Raw genomic sequence first — 13,059 nt, 5'->3', positions numbered from 1 at the left:
GCGACCGCGGTCATAGTGCTTACCGCGCTGGTGTGGAGACCGGCTCGGCCTCGGGAGCGGGCGCCGGATGGTCGAGGCTTGTGCGCAGCGGCGCGGGCTTGAGCAGCGCCGCCGCGATGACGCCGAGGATGCCGATCGCGGCCGAGATGAGGAAGATGTGGCCGGTCGCGTCGCCGTACGCGGCCCGCACGATGTGCTGCACCGTGTCGGGGAGCGCGTTGAGGTTCAGCGTGCTGGTGCCGCCGCTGCCGGAGGCGGGGAGCCCGGCCGCGGCCAGGTCGTGGGTGATGCTGTCGGTGACGCGGTTGGCGAGCACGGCGCCGAGCACCGAGACGCCGATCGTGCCGCCCAGCGAGCGGAAGAACGTCACCGACGCGCTCGCCGCGCCGACGTCGCGCAGGGGGACGGTGTTCTGGACGGCGAGGATCAGGTTTTGCATCGACATGCCCACGCCGGCGCCGACCAGGAACATCGCCGCGCCCACGACGACCAGCGAGGTCTCGTGGTCGATGGTCGACAGCAGGGCGAACCCGGCGACGAGGAGGATGGTGCCGGCCAGGATGTACGGCTTGACGCGGCCGGAGGCGCTGATCAGCCGCCCGGCGACGATCGAGGTGAGCAGCACGCCGGCCATCATCGGGATCGTGAGCAGGCCGGCCTCGGTGGGGCTGTAGCCTCGGCCGATCTGGAAGTACTGGCCGAGGAAGACCGCGCCGCCGAACATCGCCGTGCCGACCGCGAGACTGGCCACGATCGCGAGGGCGGTGGTCCGTTCCCGCACGATGCGCAGCGGGATGACCGGCTCGGCGGCGCGCGCCTCGACCCCGATCGCGGCGACGAGCAGCACGACCGCGCCGCCCACCATCGCGAAGGTCTGCCACGAGAGCCAGCCGAACGAGCTGTCGACGAACGTGATCCAAATCAGCAGCACGCTCACGCCCGCGGAGATGAGCGTGGCGCCGAGGTAGTCGATGCTCACCTTGCGGCGGATCGTGGGCACGTGCAGCGTGGCCTGCAGCAGGAGCAGGGCGACGATCGCGACCGGCACGCCGACGAAGAAGCACCAGCGCCAGCCGAGCCATGACGTGTCCGCGATCAGGCCGCCGAGCAGCGGGCCACCGACCGTGGCGAGGGCCATGGTGCCGCCCAGGTACCCGTTGTAGCGGCCCCGCTCGCGCGGCGGGATGATCGCCGCGATCACGACCTGGACCAGCGCCTGCAGGCCGCCGACGCCGATGCCCTGGAAGGCGCGCGCGGCGATGAGCTCGCTCGCGTTCTGCGCGAACCCGGCCAGGATCGAGCCGACGACGAAGATGCCGATCGCGATCTGGACCAGCAGCTTCTTGTTGAGCAGGTCGGCGAGCTTGCCCCAGATCGGCGTGGACGCGGTGGCGGTGAGCAGGGTGGCGGTGACGACCCACGTGTACTGGGTCTGACTGCCGTTGAGCGCACCAATGATCTTGGGGAGCGCGGTGGAGACGACGGTGGAGCTGAGCAGCGCGACGAAGAGCACGAGCAGCAGGCCACTCAGGCTCTCCAGTCGCTGCCGGTGGGTCATCACCTCGGGGGACGAAGCGGGCGCGGTCATGCGACGCGGCCTCCAGGGAGCGGGTGGATTGGTTCACTTCGAGCATCTCGCGAACATGCGCAGTGCGCAAGTTTTCTCACTGGGAAGCACGTCACTCCAGCGGTACGCTGCGTGTGATGACCGTGACAACCAACCCGCCGGCACCGGGCCTGCGTGAGCGCAAGAAGGCCGCGACGCGGCAGGCCCTGCACGAGGCCGCCGTCCGCCTCGCGGCCGAGCACGGCGTGGAAAACGTCACCGTGGAAGCCATCGCCGACGCGGCGAACGTGTCGCGCCGCACCTTCTCCAACTACTTCAACGGCAAGGATCAGGCGCTCCTGCACACCGACTACGTGCGCCTCACGCGCCTCGTCGAGCTGGTGCGCGACCGCCCCTCCGGCGAGGCGGCGTGGACCGCGCTGAGCCGTGCGATCGAGGCGTCGGTCGCCGAAAACGCCGACGAGGACCCGGAGTGGAAGGCCCGCTACCGCAAGCTGCGCCGCGACCCGGCACTCGCCGGCGAGCTGGTCAGCTCCTACGCGGTGGCCGAGCGCGAGCTCTCCGGCGTGATCGCCGGCCGCCTCCCCGCGACGCCCGACGTCCCGCTGCGCTCCCGGCTGCTGGCCGCGCACTTCCTCGCGGCCGTCCGCGTGGCCAACCAGATGTGGCTCGAGCGCCCCGAGGAGCCGCTGATCGACCTCGTCCGCCAGGCGCTGGCCACGACCGCGGAGCCCTTCGCCTAACCCCGGATCCTTTAGAGGATGTGAGCTACCGCGACGTCCGTCGTGGTCCGGACCGTTGCTCCCGCGGCCTCACCGTCCGCGGGGGTTGGGCTTGGCCCGCGGACCTTGCAGCGGAGGTCGGGGCAGTCGGCGAGCCCTGGCGAGCCGCCGACCGCAGCGGTGCCCGCGGGAAAGCACCCAAAGAAAACGCTCCGCTGTGCTCCACGTTTCCCCGGGGGCCCGCGCATGTGGTCCGCAGCTGACGCGGACGCGGGAAGATAGGTTGTCTATCCGAGCCAGGCGGCGATGAGCACGAGCGTCGCCGCGGCGGCCAGCGTGGTCAGCACGATCGCGTCGCGGGCCAGGGCGACCGCGCGGTCGTAGCGGCTGGCGAAGACGAAGACGTTCTGCGCGGTGGGGAGGGCGGCCGTCACGACCGCGGCGAGCAGTGCCGCACCCGAGAGGCCCAGCGCGAAGCGGCCGATGACGTAGGCGAGCAGCGGCTGGCCGAGCGCCTTGAGCGCCACCGCCACGTACCGGTCGCGGCCATCCGGCCCCGCCGTGAACGGCCGGCTGCCGGGCAGCGACATCCCCAGCGCGAGCAGCGCCAGCGGCACCGCGGCGGAGGCCACGAGGTCGAAGGGCCGCAGCACCTCGTCCGGCGGCCGCCACCCGATCACCGCGATCGCGATGCCCACCCCCGAGGCGAGCGTGAGTGGGCTGCGCAGCGGCAGCATGGCGAGGGCCCGCGCGGACGGCCGGCGGCCGCCGGTGGTGACGTCGAGCACGGCGAGCCCGATCGGCGCCGCCACCATGGTCTGGAAGAGCAGCACCGGCGCGATGAACGAGACGTCGCCCAGCACGTAGGCGGCGACGGGGATGCCGAGATTGCCCGCGTTCACGTAGGAGGCGGCGAGTGTGCCGACGGTCAGCGTTCCGGCATCGGGGCGTTCCCGCCCGCGGCGCACCAGCAGCGTGATCGCGAGGAAGGCGCCCGCCGCGAGCACCGTGCTCAGCACGAACGCGGCGAGCGCACCCGTGAACACGTCGCCGGGGGAGGAGCGGACCAGCGTGGTGACGAGCAGCGCGGGCGCGGCCACGAAGAACACGAGGCGGGCGAGCACGGTGGGGCCGGAGGGGCCGAGCAGCTCGTACCGCCCGATGAGGTACCCGACCAGGGTGACCACCCAGATGGCCGCGAACCCGGCCAGCACGCCACGCACCGGGTAAGCATGGCGGGCGGTTGCGGCGCCCCCAACTGGGTAGGCGGGGAGTTGAGGGGGTGACCACACATGACTGGTGCCGATCCGGAGCTGGAACGGGTGTGGCAGGAGTTTCACGGGGCGGTCAACATGACCTCGCCACAGCTGCGGGACTGGCTGTTCGCGCAGACGTCACTGAACGACACGTACCCGCCCGAACCCGGCGTGGACGTCATCGACCTCGGCAACCGGGTGCTGCGCATCCTGGGCAAGCGCCGCGGCGATTTGACCGGCGACGACGTCACCGTGATGCGCGACGTGACCGAACTGATCAACCGCAGGCTCGACCAGCGCCCGGCGGACGAGATCGACCAGGAGCCGTGGCGGCACAGCCTGATGGCGGTCGGCCACGACCCGTGGCGCTCTTAGCCCTGGGGTTTTCGGGTGCCGCGCTTTTCGCATAGTGGCTTTGCCCGTCCCGGCGCTGTTTTGCCGTCGCGGCGCGGCGGGTTGGCTTTGGTGGCGTGGCCGCTGGGTTCGGGTCGCGCCGGCTGGGTACCCGGTGGTCATGAGCACAGTGACCGAGCCACCGGTACCGCCCGCGCCACCGCAGCCGGGTCCACCACCACGGCCGCCGTCACCCGTCGAGCCGCCGCCAGGCCCCGCACCCGACCCGTCCCCGGTGCCGCCAACGCCCGGACCGTCGCCCACCGATCCGACCGGCCCCGTGCGCCAGCAGTCCCGCGCGGAACCGGTGAGGGGACCGGCGTGACGGAGGCCGGCAGCCGCGACTACGAGGACGTCGAGAAAGCGGCCCGCGAGCTGGGCGCCAAGCCGCCCGGCGAGCCAGTGGTGCGCCCGATCGAGGAGTCGGAGCGTACCGCGGCCGCGGTCGATGACGAAGCGCCCGTGCCCGACCTGGCACCGGAAGTGACGGGCGACTCGCGAGCCGACTAGCGAAGGGCCTTGCGAGGCGGGCCCGAGGGGGAGTTCCTGACATGGTGCAGCATCGAGACCTGGTCACGACCGTGGCGGACCACATCGGCGTCTCCGTCGAGGAGGCGCGGCGAGCGGCGGAAGCGACAGTCGCCACGCTGGTACGCACGGTGGACGAGCCGCAGCGGCGGCAGGTCCTGGACGCCGTACCCGCACTGCTCGCCAGCGAGGTCGACGCCGCGCCCGGGCCGGCGTGGGACGGCGACGACTTCGTCGCCGAGGTGTCCTGGCTGACCGGCACCACGCCGGAGGAGGCCCGCGAACGGGCGCAGGCGGTCCTCTACATCCTGTCGCGCCGCGAGCCGGACCTCGTGGGAGAGCTGGACCTGCCGGGCGACATCCGCGACCTCGTCAGCGACCCGGCGCCGGGCGGCGGCATCACCGGACCGCACGGCGGCACCCCGCCACTGACCGACGACGAACTCGCCGCGGCGCTGGCCAACCTGCCCCACTGGACCGGCGGCCACCGCGCCATCCGGCGGACCATCGAGCTGCCGGACAGCAACCTGAGCCGCGTGCTGGCGCGCATCGAGCGGCTGCGGGACGAAACCGGCCGCCTGCCGGACATCGACCGGGACGGCGACACGGCCACCCTGACCGTGTACACCAACTCCGTCGACGCGGTAACCCACCTCGACGTGGACCTCGCCCACCGCGTCGACGACGCCATCACCGCGGCCGGCGCCGGCATATCCGGCCCGTGACAGGCGGGGCCGCGTGCGCCACGATGGACGCCATGAGCATCGAGTCCGACCGCATCGGTCCGATGACCGACGACGAGGCCGCGCTGTTCCGCTACCTGCGCTTCGGCGAGCTGCCCGCCCGCGTGCTCCCCTCGGACCGGGTCGAGCTCGTCGAGGTGGACCCGAAGCGCGACGTTCCCGAGCCGGTCGCCGATCCGACCGGCGTGTGGAACTTCCGCTACGTCTGACGCTTCGAGGTCTGTGGTTTCGGCTTCGGTATGGCGTCCCTTGGCGTGGTCGGCATGGGTAGCCGCGTTGCCTAGCTCGGAGAAAATGCGTGCCGTCCGGCCAGTGGCGTGACCGTGGCGCCGTCAGCCGCGAGTCCGGACGAGCCGGCGTAGGGCGGCGCCGCAGCGATAGGCGTAGAAGCGCTGGAAGACCGGCAGCACCGGCCCGGCCAGCCGCACCCACCAGCGCACCGGACGGCTGAAGGCGACCACCTCCAGCCACACCCCGCCCTCGTCGTCCCGCGTCACCACGAACGCCTCCTCGCCGCGCAGCGGGTGCCCCGCCACCGTCCCGTATCCGAAGCCGGCCCGGCGCTCACCCTCCTCGGCCCACACCACCACACACGGCGCACAGATGCGGAGCGGCCCGAGCCCAGGGCGCGTGGCCACCGCGACGCCCGGCGCGGCCCGCGGCGCGCCCGACTTGACGGGCACGCCCATAGCCTCGTGCATCCGCCACGTCAGCACCGCCTCCGCCGCGCCCGTGAACGCTGCGTCGCCCGCGCCCACCCGCATCCGTCGCCGCAGGTGGCGGTAGCCAGCCGGGAGCGGACCGCGCTGCGTGGCGCCGGCCTCCGGGTAGGTGGTCAGTGCCATTCGGAACCCGCTTTCATCCGTCGCAGGGCGCCCGTTTCCTGGCTGGCTTTGGTCTTCTGCCTCGCGCCCGTCGTCTGGGTCGTGCCCGTCACCTGCCCGGCATCCGCCCTGGCGTCCGCTTCTTGGCTCGTCTCCACTTGTTGGGTGGCGCCTGCCTGCTGGATGGCGTGCATCTCCTGGTGGGCTTCTATTCGCTGGCCGGCGATCAGCCCCTGGGCGGTGGTGGTCGGGATGCCGCGGTCGGCGGCGAGGATCTGCCAGGCGACCAGCCCACAGAGCGCGAAGCCGACCGCGTTGGCCAGCCCATGCGTCGCCACCATCCAGGACAGCGGCAGGTGGGGGAGACCCGTGGCCTCACCGAGCGCCCAGTCGAGGGCCAGCAGCATCGTGACGACCAGCGTGGCCGCCGATACGAGCAGCAGCCCGCGCACAGCCCCGCTGGCGCGGACCCGCCGCCAGGTGAGCCAGCCGACCAGCCACATGCCCGCGGTGAGCACGGCGGCGCCGGCCAGCTCGACCCATTCGCTGGTGAAGAAGCCGGCGAACACGACCGCGATGCCAGCCGGCACGGACATCGCGGCGAGGCGCCCCGTGGGCCGGCCACTGTCCACTTCGCACACCAGCCCGGCGATCAGCGCGGCGGCGAAGCCGGCGTAGTGGAAGTGCGCGACGGTCAAAGCGAGCACGTCGAGCTCGAACCCGAACAGCCGGTAGCCCGCCCGCTCGGCCACCAACGCGCAAGCCGCAACGGTCGGCGCGGCCAACGCGGTGGCGACGGCGACAACCCGCAGCGTGACGCCATGCCCGGGCTGGCGTGCGCTCGCGCCGCTGTGGGCGCTGTCGGGCCCGTGCTGGCTCGCGCCTGCGTCGCGTTCCCTCCCGGGTGCGAGGTCGTGGCGGTCGCTGCCCGGGTCCAGGTCGTTGCGGTACCTGTTGGGTCTCGGGGCGTCGCGGTCGCTGTCAGGTCCCGGGTCGCTGTCGGGTCCCGGGTCGCTGTCGGGTCCCGGGTCGCTGTGGCGTCCGGCGTGGTCGTCGCTGCCGGGTCGCAGATGGCTGTCGCGGTCGCCGCTGGCCTCGCTGGTGGCCGGCATCGGTCGACGGTGGGCGAGGACCAGGCGGGGCGCGCTCACCAGCAGCGCGGTGGTTGCCGGCAGATACGCGGCGGCGAGCACCGCCGCGAGCCAGCCGCGGGGCAGCCACACCGAGATTGCGGCCGGCGTCGCGGCGAGAAACCACAGCCGGTGAACGCGCGCCGCGCCCGGCACCGCCACCAGCCGCAGCCCGAGCGGCATCACGGCCAGCAGCCCGACGCAGATCAGGAGGTTGAGCAGGCCGTGGCTCCAGGTGCTCATGAGCGCAGCTTCCGCACGAGCCACAGCAGGTCGTTGGTGATCGGGCGCATGCCGGGCAGCCGGGTGAGGCGGATCAGCCGCCCCACGAACGGCGTTGCCAGGTCGATCAGGCGGCGCGTGCGGTCCTGCTCGTACGACATGTCGTGCACCCAGTGCAGCGTCAGCGCGAGGTAGCCCAGCCACAGCAGCTCGGGCAGGTCGGCGCGCACCTGCCGGTCGACGGCGGGCTTCGAGCCCTCGACCACCTCGCGGAACAGGCCGATCGCCGCCTCCCGCGCCGCGGTCGACTCGTCGCTGAACGGGCTCGACGGCGACTTCGGGTTGATAGCCACGCCGACGAAGGAGCCGGCGAACTCGTGGTACGGCGCCATCACCGTCACACCCGCGTGCAGCACGCCCCGCAGCCGGTCGACGAGGCCGGTGCGGGACAGTGCCTCAGCGGACTCCTCGCGGTGGCGGCGCTGGATCTCCGTGTAGAACTGCTGGACGAGATGGTCCTTGGAGCGGAAGTAGTAGTACGCGTTGCTCGCCGAGAGGCCGGCCGCATCCGCGATGGCCCGCATCGTCGTGCGCTCGTAGCCCCGCTCGGCGAACAGCCGCAGCGCGGTCTGCAGGATCAGCTCGCGCGTGCGCTCTCCGTGCGCGGCCGCTGCCGCACCGGCCGGTCTGGTCATCCCACGGCACCTCCGGATTTGAACTTGTTCAAATCACCGCTCACGCTAGCCCTGGATTTGAACTAGTTCAAGAGTGGGAGTGCTCACCCAACGAACTCGCGCCGCGCGCGGCCTCGGTCAACGCGGCAACTCAAGTCACGGGCCTGAGGCTCGGGTAGGCGGCGTGCAGATTGAGCCGCATCGGCGCAGCGCTCGGGCAGCGGCCGCCACAGCAGGCGGCGCGAGATCAGGGCGGTGGGGCTGCCCCAGCCCGGCGGCGCGGACTCAGAACAGACGCGACTCGGAACAGCGGGGCTCAGAACAGCGGGACTCAGAAACAGACGCGACTCAGAACAGCGGGCTCGGGTCAGCGGGGCTGGCTCAGCCAGTCCCAGGCGCGGCGCAGACCCTCCTGGACCTGCTCGCCGACCGGTCGGTCGGCATCCGCGGCGACCGGGTCGGCGCTCGGCTCGCGCAGCTCCGCGCCGGGAACAGTTAGCAGGACGCCGTCACGGTGCAGCTCGGCGACCTCGTCGCGGTCGGCGAAGCGGTGCCCGTTCGGGGTCTTGACCACAAGACCGTGGAAGATGTCCGACCCTTCGTCGGCAAGCACGTGCTCCACTTCGCCGGTCAGGACATGGTTGCTGTCGTACACCGGTGCGCCGTCGGGCAGGGCGGTGTACGCGACAGGTTCGCCAAGTGCTTCCACGCCCTGACCGTACCCAGGGGATGGGCTCTTCATGCCCGGAAAGCGCCGACCGCCCCCGCGAGCGCCGACCGCCCCCGCGAGCGCCGACCGCCCCCGCGAGCGCCGACCGCCCCCGCAAGCAGCGACCGCCAAAAGCGGCGAGGCCGCCCCGTCGAGGGGCGGCCTCGCAAAGTCAGCCGCGATCAGCTCTCCCAACTGGTCTCCTCGGGATCCACGAACGCCAGCGTCACCGCCGCGAACAAGGGCGACGCGAAGAGGTTGTAGTGCGTGAGCCCGGGCAGGATCGCGAGCGCGTGCCCACCCTTCGGCCGGCCCTCGCCCATCCAGCCGCCGTCCCGCAGGCCGCCGTCGAGCAGCTTGAAGACCTCCACGTAGTGGCTCGGGGGCGCCATGTCCGCGTCGCCGGCCACGATGAGTGTGGGCACCTGGAGGCCGCGCACCTCCTCGGTCAGGTCGAAGTCGTGCGCCATCGACTCGCCGATCTTGTCGAGCAGGCGCGGGAAGTCCTCGGGGCGCGGCGCGACCTTCACGTACGTCTGGTACATCGGCGTGTCCTTCATGAACTCCGCCGCCGCCGCGCTCACCTGGCCCTGCTGCTCGCGCATCTCGGCGGGGATCGCGTCGGTGCGTACGTGCGCGGACGCGCTCACCAGCCGGCCGACCTTCTCCGGGTGCCGCACCGCGGTCTGCAGCGCCACCCCGCCGCCGAGCGAGTAGCCCACGACGTCGGGGCGGTCGAGGCCCAGGTGGTCGATGAGCGCCGCGATGTCGTCGGCCATCAGCGCGATGTCGATGGGGCGGTCGATGTCCGCGGTGCGGCCGTGCCCCTGCAGGTCCACGAGGATCACCTGGCGGCGCGCGGCGAGCGTCGGCAGGATCGGCGCGAACATGTCGCCCGAGCCGAGGCCGCCGTGCAGCAGCATCATCGGCCGGCCGGAGCCGTGCGTCTCGTAGTACAGGTTGATGCCGTTGACCTCTGCGTACCGGCCGGCGGTGGTGTCGCTCATGGTTGCCGCTCCTCGTGTCGTGACCCGTCGTATCTTTGCCCGGTCAGACTTGTGAGCCGCGGCGAACTCATCGGTTGCCGGCGAGAGTTTGGCGAGCGGCGGCTCAGCGTTCGGTGAAGTTGCCGGCGGCGGCTCCGCCGGTCGTCCCGTCGCTGGTGGCGCCGCCGGCGGGCGTGCTCATCCCACCGCTGGTCGCGTCGCCGGTGGTGGTGGGAGCTACCTTGCCGTCACCGGTGTCCCGGTTTGTCCGGCGGCGCACGCTGGCCGGACCGGCGGTACCGCCCGTGGTGGTCACCGCGCCGTGGCCGCGCGTGGGGCCACCGTCGCGCAGGGTCTGCTCGTCAAGCTTCTCTGTGCTGTCAGACATCTGTACGCCATACCCGCCGCGGTGCCCGGTAACCGCGGCCGCGCTGGGTATGAGACCTGCATGGAGATCAGTGGCAGGTACGGGTTCCACGCGCCGTCCGAGGTCGTGTTCAACAACCTCACCGACCCGGACCGGGCGCACCGGTGGCTGCCGTCCGGGGTGAACATGCAGCGGTGCGGCTCCGACCGGGTACGCCTCATCGCACCGCTCGGCGTGGCGGAGTGCGAGGTCGACGCGGCCGCCGAGGACATGCGGCTCACACTGCGCTCCCTCCATGCGCCGCGCGTGCAGGGCACGGCCTACGTCACGGACGACCCGGCGGGCGGCAGCGAGGTGCACATCGTGGTCAGCGCGGAGGGCGTCGACCTCGACCCGCAGAGTGTGCGCGAGGTACTCGACGAGACGATGAGCCACCTGTGCAGCGATGTGGACGACAACTTCAACACCGGCTGAGCCGTAGGCTCTCTCACCATGGCGGGTGACGGTGCGGGTCGACCCACGCTGACTCCGGCGGACCGGCAGCGCTGGGTGGTCGAGACGCTCGACGTGAGTCCGGCGGGCCGCGTGCTCGAAATCGGCTGCGGCGCCGGCACGGCCACGGCGCTGGTCGCCGAGCGCCTCCGCGAGGGCCGCGTCCTGGCCGTGGACCGGGCGGCCAGCGCGGTACGCCAGGCGCGCGAGCGCAACGCGGACGGCATCCGGTCCGGCAGCGTGGAGGTGCGGCAGCTCGACATCACGGCGGCTGAGCTGCCGGACAGGTCGTTCGACACGATCTTCGCGGTGAACGTGAGCCTCTTCTGGCTGGCCACCCCGCCCGGCCTGCTCGACCGCCTGGGGCGGCTGCTCACCACCGGCGGCACGCTGCACGTCTTCGCCGAGCGCCCCACCCGCACGGCCGTCGAGGCGATCGCCGCCCACGTCGCCGCCGGGCTCCGCGAGGCCGCGTTCCAGCACATCGCCACGACCGTCGCCGCCACCCGCGCCGCCGTCCAGGCCAACCCACCCCACTGAGCCGCTGATCAGGGACCCACACCAAGTCCCTGATCAACCGAATCGGCCGGACCGCGCTCCAGAAAGTTCCGCCGCCGGGCAACCTCACGCGCCGCGACTTCCGTCTGGATCCCGACGGAAGGAGCCAACGCGAGTGAACCAGCGCGACGAGGAGGAGTTCCGCGAGTTCGTCGCCGGCCGGATGGAGTCGTTGCGCGGGCTGGCGTACCTCACCTGCGGTGACTGGCAGGCGGCCGAGGACGCCGTCTCGACCGCCCTCAGCAAGCTGTACGTCCACTGGAGCCGGGTGAGCGCGCCCTACAACTACGTGCGCCGGTCCGTCGTGCACGCCGCGATCGACGAGACGCGGCGGCCGTGGCGGCGCGAGCGGTCCACCAGCCCCGACCTGCTCGACCGGCCGGCACCCGGCCGCATCGACGCGGGCGACGACCACGCGCACGTGCGCGAGGCGCTGCTGCGCGTGCCGCGGGGGCAGCGCGCCGTGCTGGTCCTGCGGTTCTACGAGGAGCTCAGCGTCGAGGAGACAGCCAGGGTGCTCGGCCGGAGCACCGGCACCGTCAAAAGCCAGACCGCCAAGGGACTGGAGGCGCTGCGGGCCGCGCTCGGCAGCCACGACTTTCACGCGGCCATCGGATAGCGAACGAGGAGAGTCATGAACGACATGCGTCAACTCTTGGAAGTGGCCAAGGCGGACGCGCCACCGGTACGCGTGAGCGTCGACGACATCGTGCGGGCGGGCCAGCGGCGGGTGCGGCACCGCTGGTACGCGCGGGCGGCCGGGGTTGCCTGCGGGGTGGCGGCGGTGGTGCTGGCCGCGGCGAGCGTGCTGCCCGCGGACCATCCGGCGGAGTCCGGACCGGTCGGGTCCGTGGCGGTGGCGCCGGCGCCGCTGTTCGCCTTCACCTTCAGCGGGTACGCCGTGGGCGACTACCGCGTCGGGGACCCGCTGGAGGTCACGCCCGGCTACCAGCGGGCGGACATCACGCAGTCAAACGTGGACGTCGGCGACGGGCCGCCGGTCGCGCTCTCCGCCGGCACGCTCACCGTCTACCGGCCCGGCGCCTTCCAGCCGGACACCTTCCTGCGCGACGGCAAGCCGGTGACCGTGCGGGGCCGGGAAGGCCGTGCGGCCGTCATCGCCAAGCGGGTGCTGGTGGCCGGGCCGGAGCGCTCGTCCCGGCTGAACCCGACCGAGCGGGTGGTCGACGTGCCGGCGCTGGCGTGGCAGTACGCCGGCGGCGCGTGGGCGACCATCGAGGCCAGCTACCTGGCGGAGCGCACGATGACGGCCGGCGTGCAGCGGCAGCTCGCCGAACGGTTCACCACCCGCGTCCCAGTGGCCGCGAAGGTGCCCGTCCGGGTGACCCACCTGCCTGACGGCTGGCGGCTCGGCAGCGCGGGAGCCGGCAGCCTGGTTGCCGGTGACACGTCAGTGGCGCTGCTGCGCTTCGTGCCGGCGGCCACGGACTTCGGCGGCCTGACCGGCCCGCTCGACCTGGACGCGAACCCGGCGGCGATCCGGATCACGGTGGCGCCGGTCGAGACGGAGGGCCCGTACCCACACCCGTTCGACCCGCCGTGCCCCGCGGGCCAGCACTTCTGCGACGTGAAGATCGACGCCCGCTACTACGCCGAGGTGCACGACCAGTCCGGCACGCTGTCGGACGCGCAGGTGCGGGCGATCGCCGACGGCTTGCGGTTTGCCACCGTGGCGGACAAGGGCAGCTGGTTTGCGGTCACCGGCTGAGCGACGGACGGCGAGGTGAGTCCACAGTGGACGAGCCCACGACGGCCGGCGGGCGAGAGAGGTGTCCGCCGGCCGCGTGGGGCCGGCACCCGCGACAGGGCGCCGGCCTCAGCTAGCCACAAGCTGGTGACATTGAACGTAAACCGCCCGATCCGTTGT

At 72.4% G+C, this 13,059-nt stretch carries 16 protein-coding genes and 1 pseudogene; 9 read left to right on the top strand and 8 right to left on the bottom strand.

The window, feature by feature from the left end; all coding sequences use genetic code 11:
• Positions 1-19: 19 nt before the first annotated feature.
• Positions 20-1,588, bottom strand: coding sequence for an MDR family MFS transporter (locus Phou_RS02125; RefSeq protein ID WP_173053074.1), 1,569 nt, complete (start codon positions 1,586-1,588; stop codon positions 20-22).
• Positions 1,589-1,704: 116 nt separating this feature from the next.
• Between Phou_RS02125 and Phou_RS02120 the strand changes: the two genes are divergently transcribed.
• Positions 1,705-2,310: a TetR/AcrR family transcriptional regulator gene (locus tag Phou_RS02120; RefSeq protein WP_173053072.1), complete on the top strand. Its 606-nt coding sequence runs from the start codon at positions 1,705-1,707 to the stop codon at positions 2,308-2,310.
• A gap of 266 nt (positions 2,311-2,576) precedes the next feature.
• On the opposite strand, the gene Phou_RS02115 is transcribed toward Phou_RS02120, so the two are convergent.
• Positions 2,577-3,512, bottom strand: coding sequence for an AEC family transporter (locus Phou_RS02115; protein WP_173053070.1), 936 nt, complete (start codon positions 3,510-3,512; stop codon positions 2,577-2,579).
• A 69-nt stretch (positions 3,513-3,581) separates the two neighbouring features.
• On the opposite strand from Phou_RS02115, the gene Phou_RS02110 reads away from it, so the two are divergent.
• The 4 genes from Phou_RS02110 to Phou_RS02095 all read left to right on the top strand — a co-directional run bounded on the left by Phou_RS02110 (position 3,582) and on the right by Phou_RS02095 (position 5,418).
• Positions 3,582-3,920, top strand: coding sequence for a DUF3140 domain-containing protein (locus Phou_RS02110; RefSeq protein WP_173053068.1), 339 nt, complete (start codon positions 3,582-3,584; stop codon positions 3,918-3,920).
• Positions 3,921-4,259: 339 nt separating this feature from the next.
• Positions 4,260-4,448, top strand: a complete 189-nt coding sequence (locus tag Phou_RS02105) for a hypothetical protein (protein ID WP_173053066.1) — start codon at positions 4,260-4,262, stop codon at positions 4,446-4,448.
• A gap of 41 nt (positions 4,449-4,489) precedes the next feature.
• The gene (locus Phou_RS02100; RefSeq protein WP_173053064.1) at positions 4,490-5,191 is read left to right on the top strand and encodes a 4a-hydroxytetrahydrobiopterin dehydratase; all 702 of its coding nucleotides are present in this window, start codon (positions 4,490-4,492) and stop codon (positions 5,189-5,191) included.
• 32 nt (positions 5,192-5,223) lie between these two features.
• Positions 5,224-5,418: a hypothetical protein gene (locus tag Phou_RS02095; RefSeq protein WP_173053062.1), complete on the top strand. Its 195-nt coding sequence runs from the start codon at positions 5,224-5,226 to the stop codon at positions 5,416-5,418.
• A gap of 123 nt (positions 5,419-5,541) precedes the next feature.
• On the opposite strand, the gene Phou_RS02090 is transcribed toward Phou_RS02095, so the two are convergent.
• The 6 genes and pseudogenes from Phou_RS02090 to Phou_RS02065 form a co-directional block, all read right to left on the bottom strand.
• The gene (locus Phou_RS02090) at positions 5,542-6,054 is read right to left on the bottom strand and encodes a DUF1990 domain-containing protein (RefSeq protein WP_173053060.1); all 513 of its coding nucleotides are present in this window, start codon (positions 6,052-6,054) and stop codon (positions 5,542-5,544) included.
• Positions 6,045-7,406, bottom strand: a complete 1,362-nt coding sequence (locus Phou_RS02085) for a YndJ family protein (protein WP_173053058.1) — start codon at positions 7,404-7,406, stop codon at positions 6,045-6,047. Before Phou_RS02085 ends, Phou_RS02090 begins: the two co-directional genes overlap by 10 nt.
• Positions 7,403-8,080: a TetR/AcrR family transcriptional regulator gene (locus tag Phou_RS02080; protein ID WP_173053056.1), complete on the bottom strand. Its 678-nt coding sequence runs from the start codon at positions 8,078-8,080 to the stop codon at positions 7,403-7,405. Before Phou_RS02080 ends, Phou_RS02085 begins: the two co-directional genes overlap by 4 nt.
• A gap of 346 nt (positions 8,081-8,426) precedes the next feature.
• Positions 8,427-8,768 (bottom strand): hypothetical protein, encoded by a 342-nt coding sequence (locus Phou_RS02075; RefSeq protein ID WP_246273128.1) that lies wholly within the window; start codon positions 8,766-8,768, stop codon positions 8,427-8,429.
• Positions 8,769-8,950: 182 nt separating this feature from the next.
• Positions 8,951-9,775 (bottom strand): alpha/beta fold hydrolase, encoded by an 825-nt coding sequence (locus Phou_RS02070; RefSeq protein ID WP_173053052.1) that lies wholly within the window; start codon positions 9,773-9,775, stop codon positions 8,951-8,953.
• Between the two features lie 103 nt (positions 9,776-9,878).
• A pseudogene (locus tag Phou_RS02065) lies at positions 9,879-10,124 on the bottom strand (hypothetical protein); the annotation flags it as partial.
• A gap of 78 nt (positions 10,125-10,202) precedes the next feature.
• Here Phou_RS02065 and Phou_RS02060 point away from each other — a divergent pair.
• The 4 genes from Phou_RS02060 to Phou_RS02045 all read left to right on the top strand — a co-directional run bounded on the left by Phou_RS02060 (position 10,203) and on the right by Phou_RS02045 (position 12,900).
• Entirely contained in the window at positions 10,203-10,595 is a 393-nt protein-coding gene (locus Phou_RS02060; RefSeq protein WP_173053050.1) for an SRPBCC family protein, read from the top strand.
• 18 nt (positions 10,596-10,613) lie between these two features.
• Positions 10,614-11,153, top strand: a complete 540-nt coding sequence (locus Phou_RS02055; RefSeq protein WP_173053048.1) for a class I SAM-dependent methyltransferase — start codon at positions 10,614-10,616, stop codon at positions 11,151-11,153.
• A gap of 133 nt (positions 11,154-11,286) precedes the next feature.
• Positions 11,287-11,790: a SigE family RNA polymerase sigma factor gene (locus Phou_RS02050; RefSeq protein WP_173053045.1), complete on the top strand. Its 504-nt coding sequence runs from the start codon at positions 11,287-11,289 to the stop codon at positions 11,788-11,790.
• Between the two features lie 15 nt (positions 11,791-11,805).
• Positions 11,806-12,900, top strand: a complete 1,095-nt coding sequence (locus Phou_RS02045) for a hypothetical protein (RefSeq protein WP_173053043.1) — start codon at positions 11,806-11,808, stop codon at positions 12,898-12,900.
• The last annotated feature ends 159 nt before the right edge of the window (positions 12,901-13,059 follow it).

It is taken from the genome of Phytohabitans houttuyneae (assembly GCF_011764425.1).
GTDB lineage: Bacteria > Actinomycetota > Actinomycetes > Mycobacteriales > Micromonosporaceae > Phytohabitans > Phytohabitans houttuyneae.
This window is presented reverse-complemented; position numbering and strand designations above follow the sequence as displayed.

Excerpts from the sequence above, each read along its gene's own strand:
- Phou_RS02125 (WP_173053074.1), bottom strand. The coding sequence starts at position 1,588 with ATGACCGCGCCCGCTTCGTCCCCCGAGGTGATGACCCACCGGCAGCGA.
- Phou_RS02120 (WP_173053072.1), top strand. The coding sequence starts at position 1,705 with ATGACCGTGACAACCAACCCGCCGGCACCGGGCCTGCGTGAGCGCAAG.
- Phou_RS02110 (WP_173053068.1), top strand. The coding sequence starts at position 3,582 with ATGACTGGTGCCGATCCGGAGCTGGAACGGGTGTGGCAGGAGTTTCAC.
- Phou_RS02100 (WP_173053064.1), top strand. The coding sequence starts at position 4,490 with ATGGTGCAGCATCGAGACCTGGTCACGACCGTGGCGGACCACATCGGC.
- Phou_RS02095 (WP_173053062.1), top strand. The coding sequence starts at position 5,224 with ATGAGCATCGAGTCCGACCGCATCGGTCCGATGACCGACGACGAGGCC.
- Phou_RS02090 (WP_173053060.1), bottom strand. The coding sequence starts at position 6,054 with ATGGCACTGACCACCTACCCGGAGGCCGGCGCCACGCAGCGCGGTCCG.
- Phou_RS02085 (WP_173053058.1), bottom strand. The coding sequence starts at position 7,406 with ATGAGCACCTGGAGCCACGGCCTGCTCAACCTCCTGATCTGCGTCGGG.
- Phou_RS02080 (WP_173053056.1), bottom strand. The coding sequence starts at position 8,080 with ATGACCAGACCGGCCGGTGCGGCAGCGGCCGCGCACGGAGAGCGCACG.
- Phou_RS02070 (WP_173053052.1), bottom strand. The coding sequence starts at position 9,775 with ATGAGCGACACCACCGCCGGCCGGTACGCAGAGGTCAACGGCATCAAC.
- Phou_RS02060 (WP_173053050.1), top strand. The coding sequence starts at position 10,203 with ATGGAGATCAGTGGCAGGTACGGGTTCCACGCGCCGTCCGAGGTCGTG.
- Phou_RS02055 (WP_173053048.1), top strand. The coding sequence starts at position 10,614 with ATGGCGGGTGACGGTGCGGGTCGACCCACGCTGACTCCGGCGGACCGG.
- Phou_RS02045 (WP_173053043.1), top strand. The coding sequence starts at position 11,806 with ATGAACGACATGCGTCAACTCTTGGAAGTGGCCAAGGCGGACGCGCCA.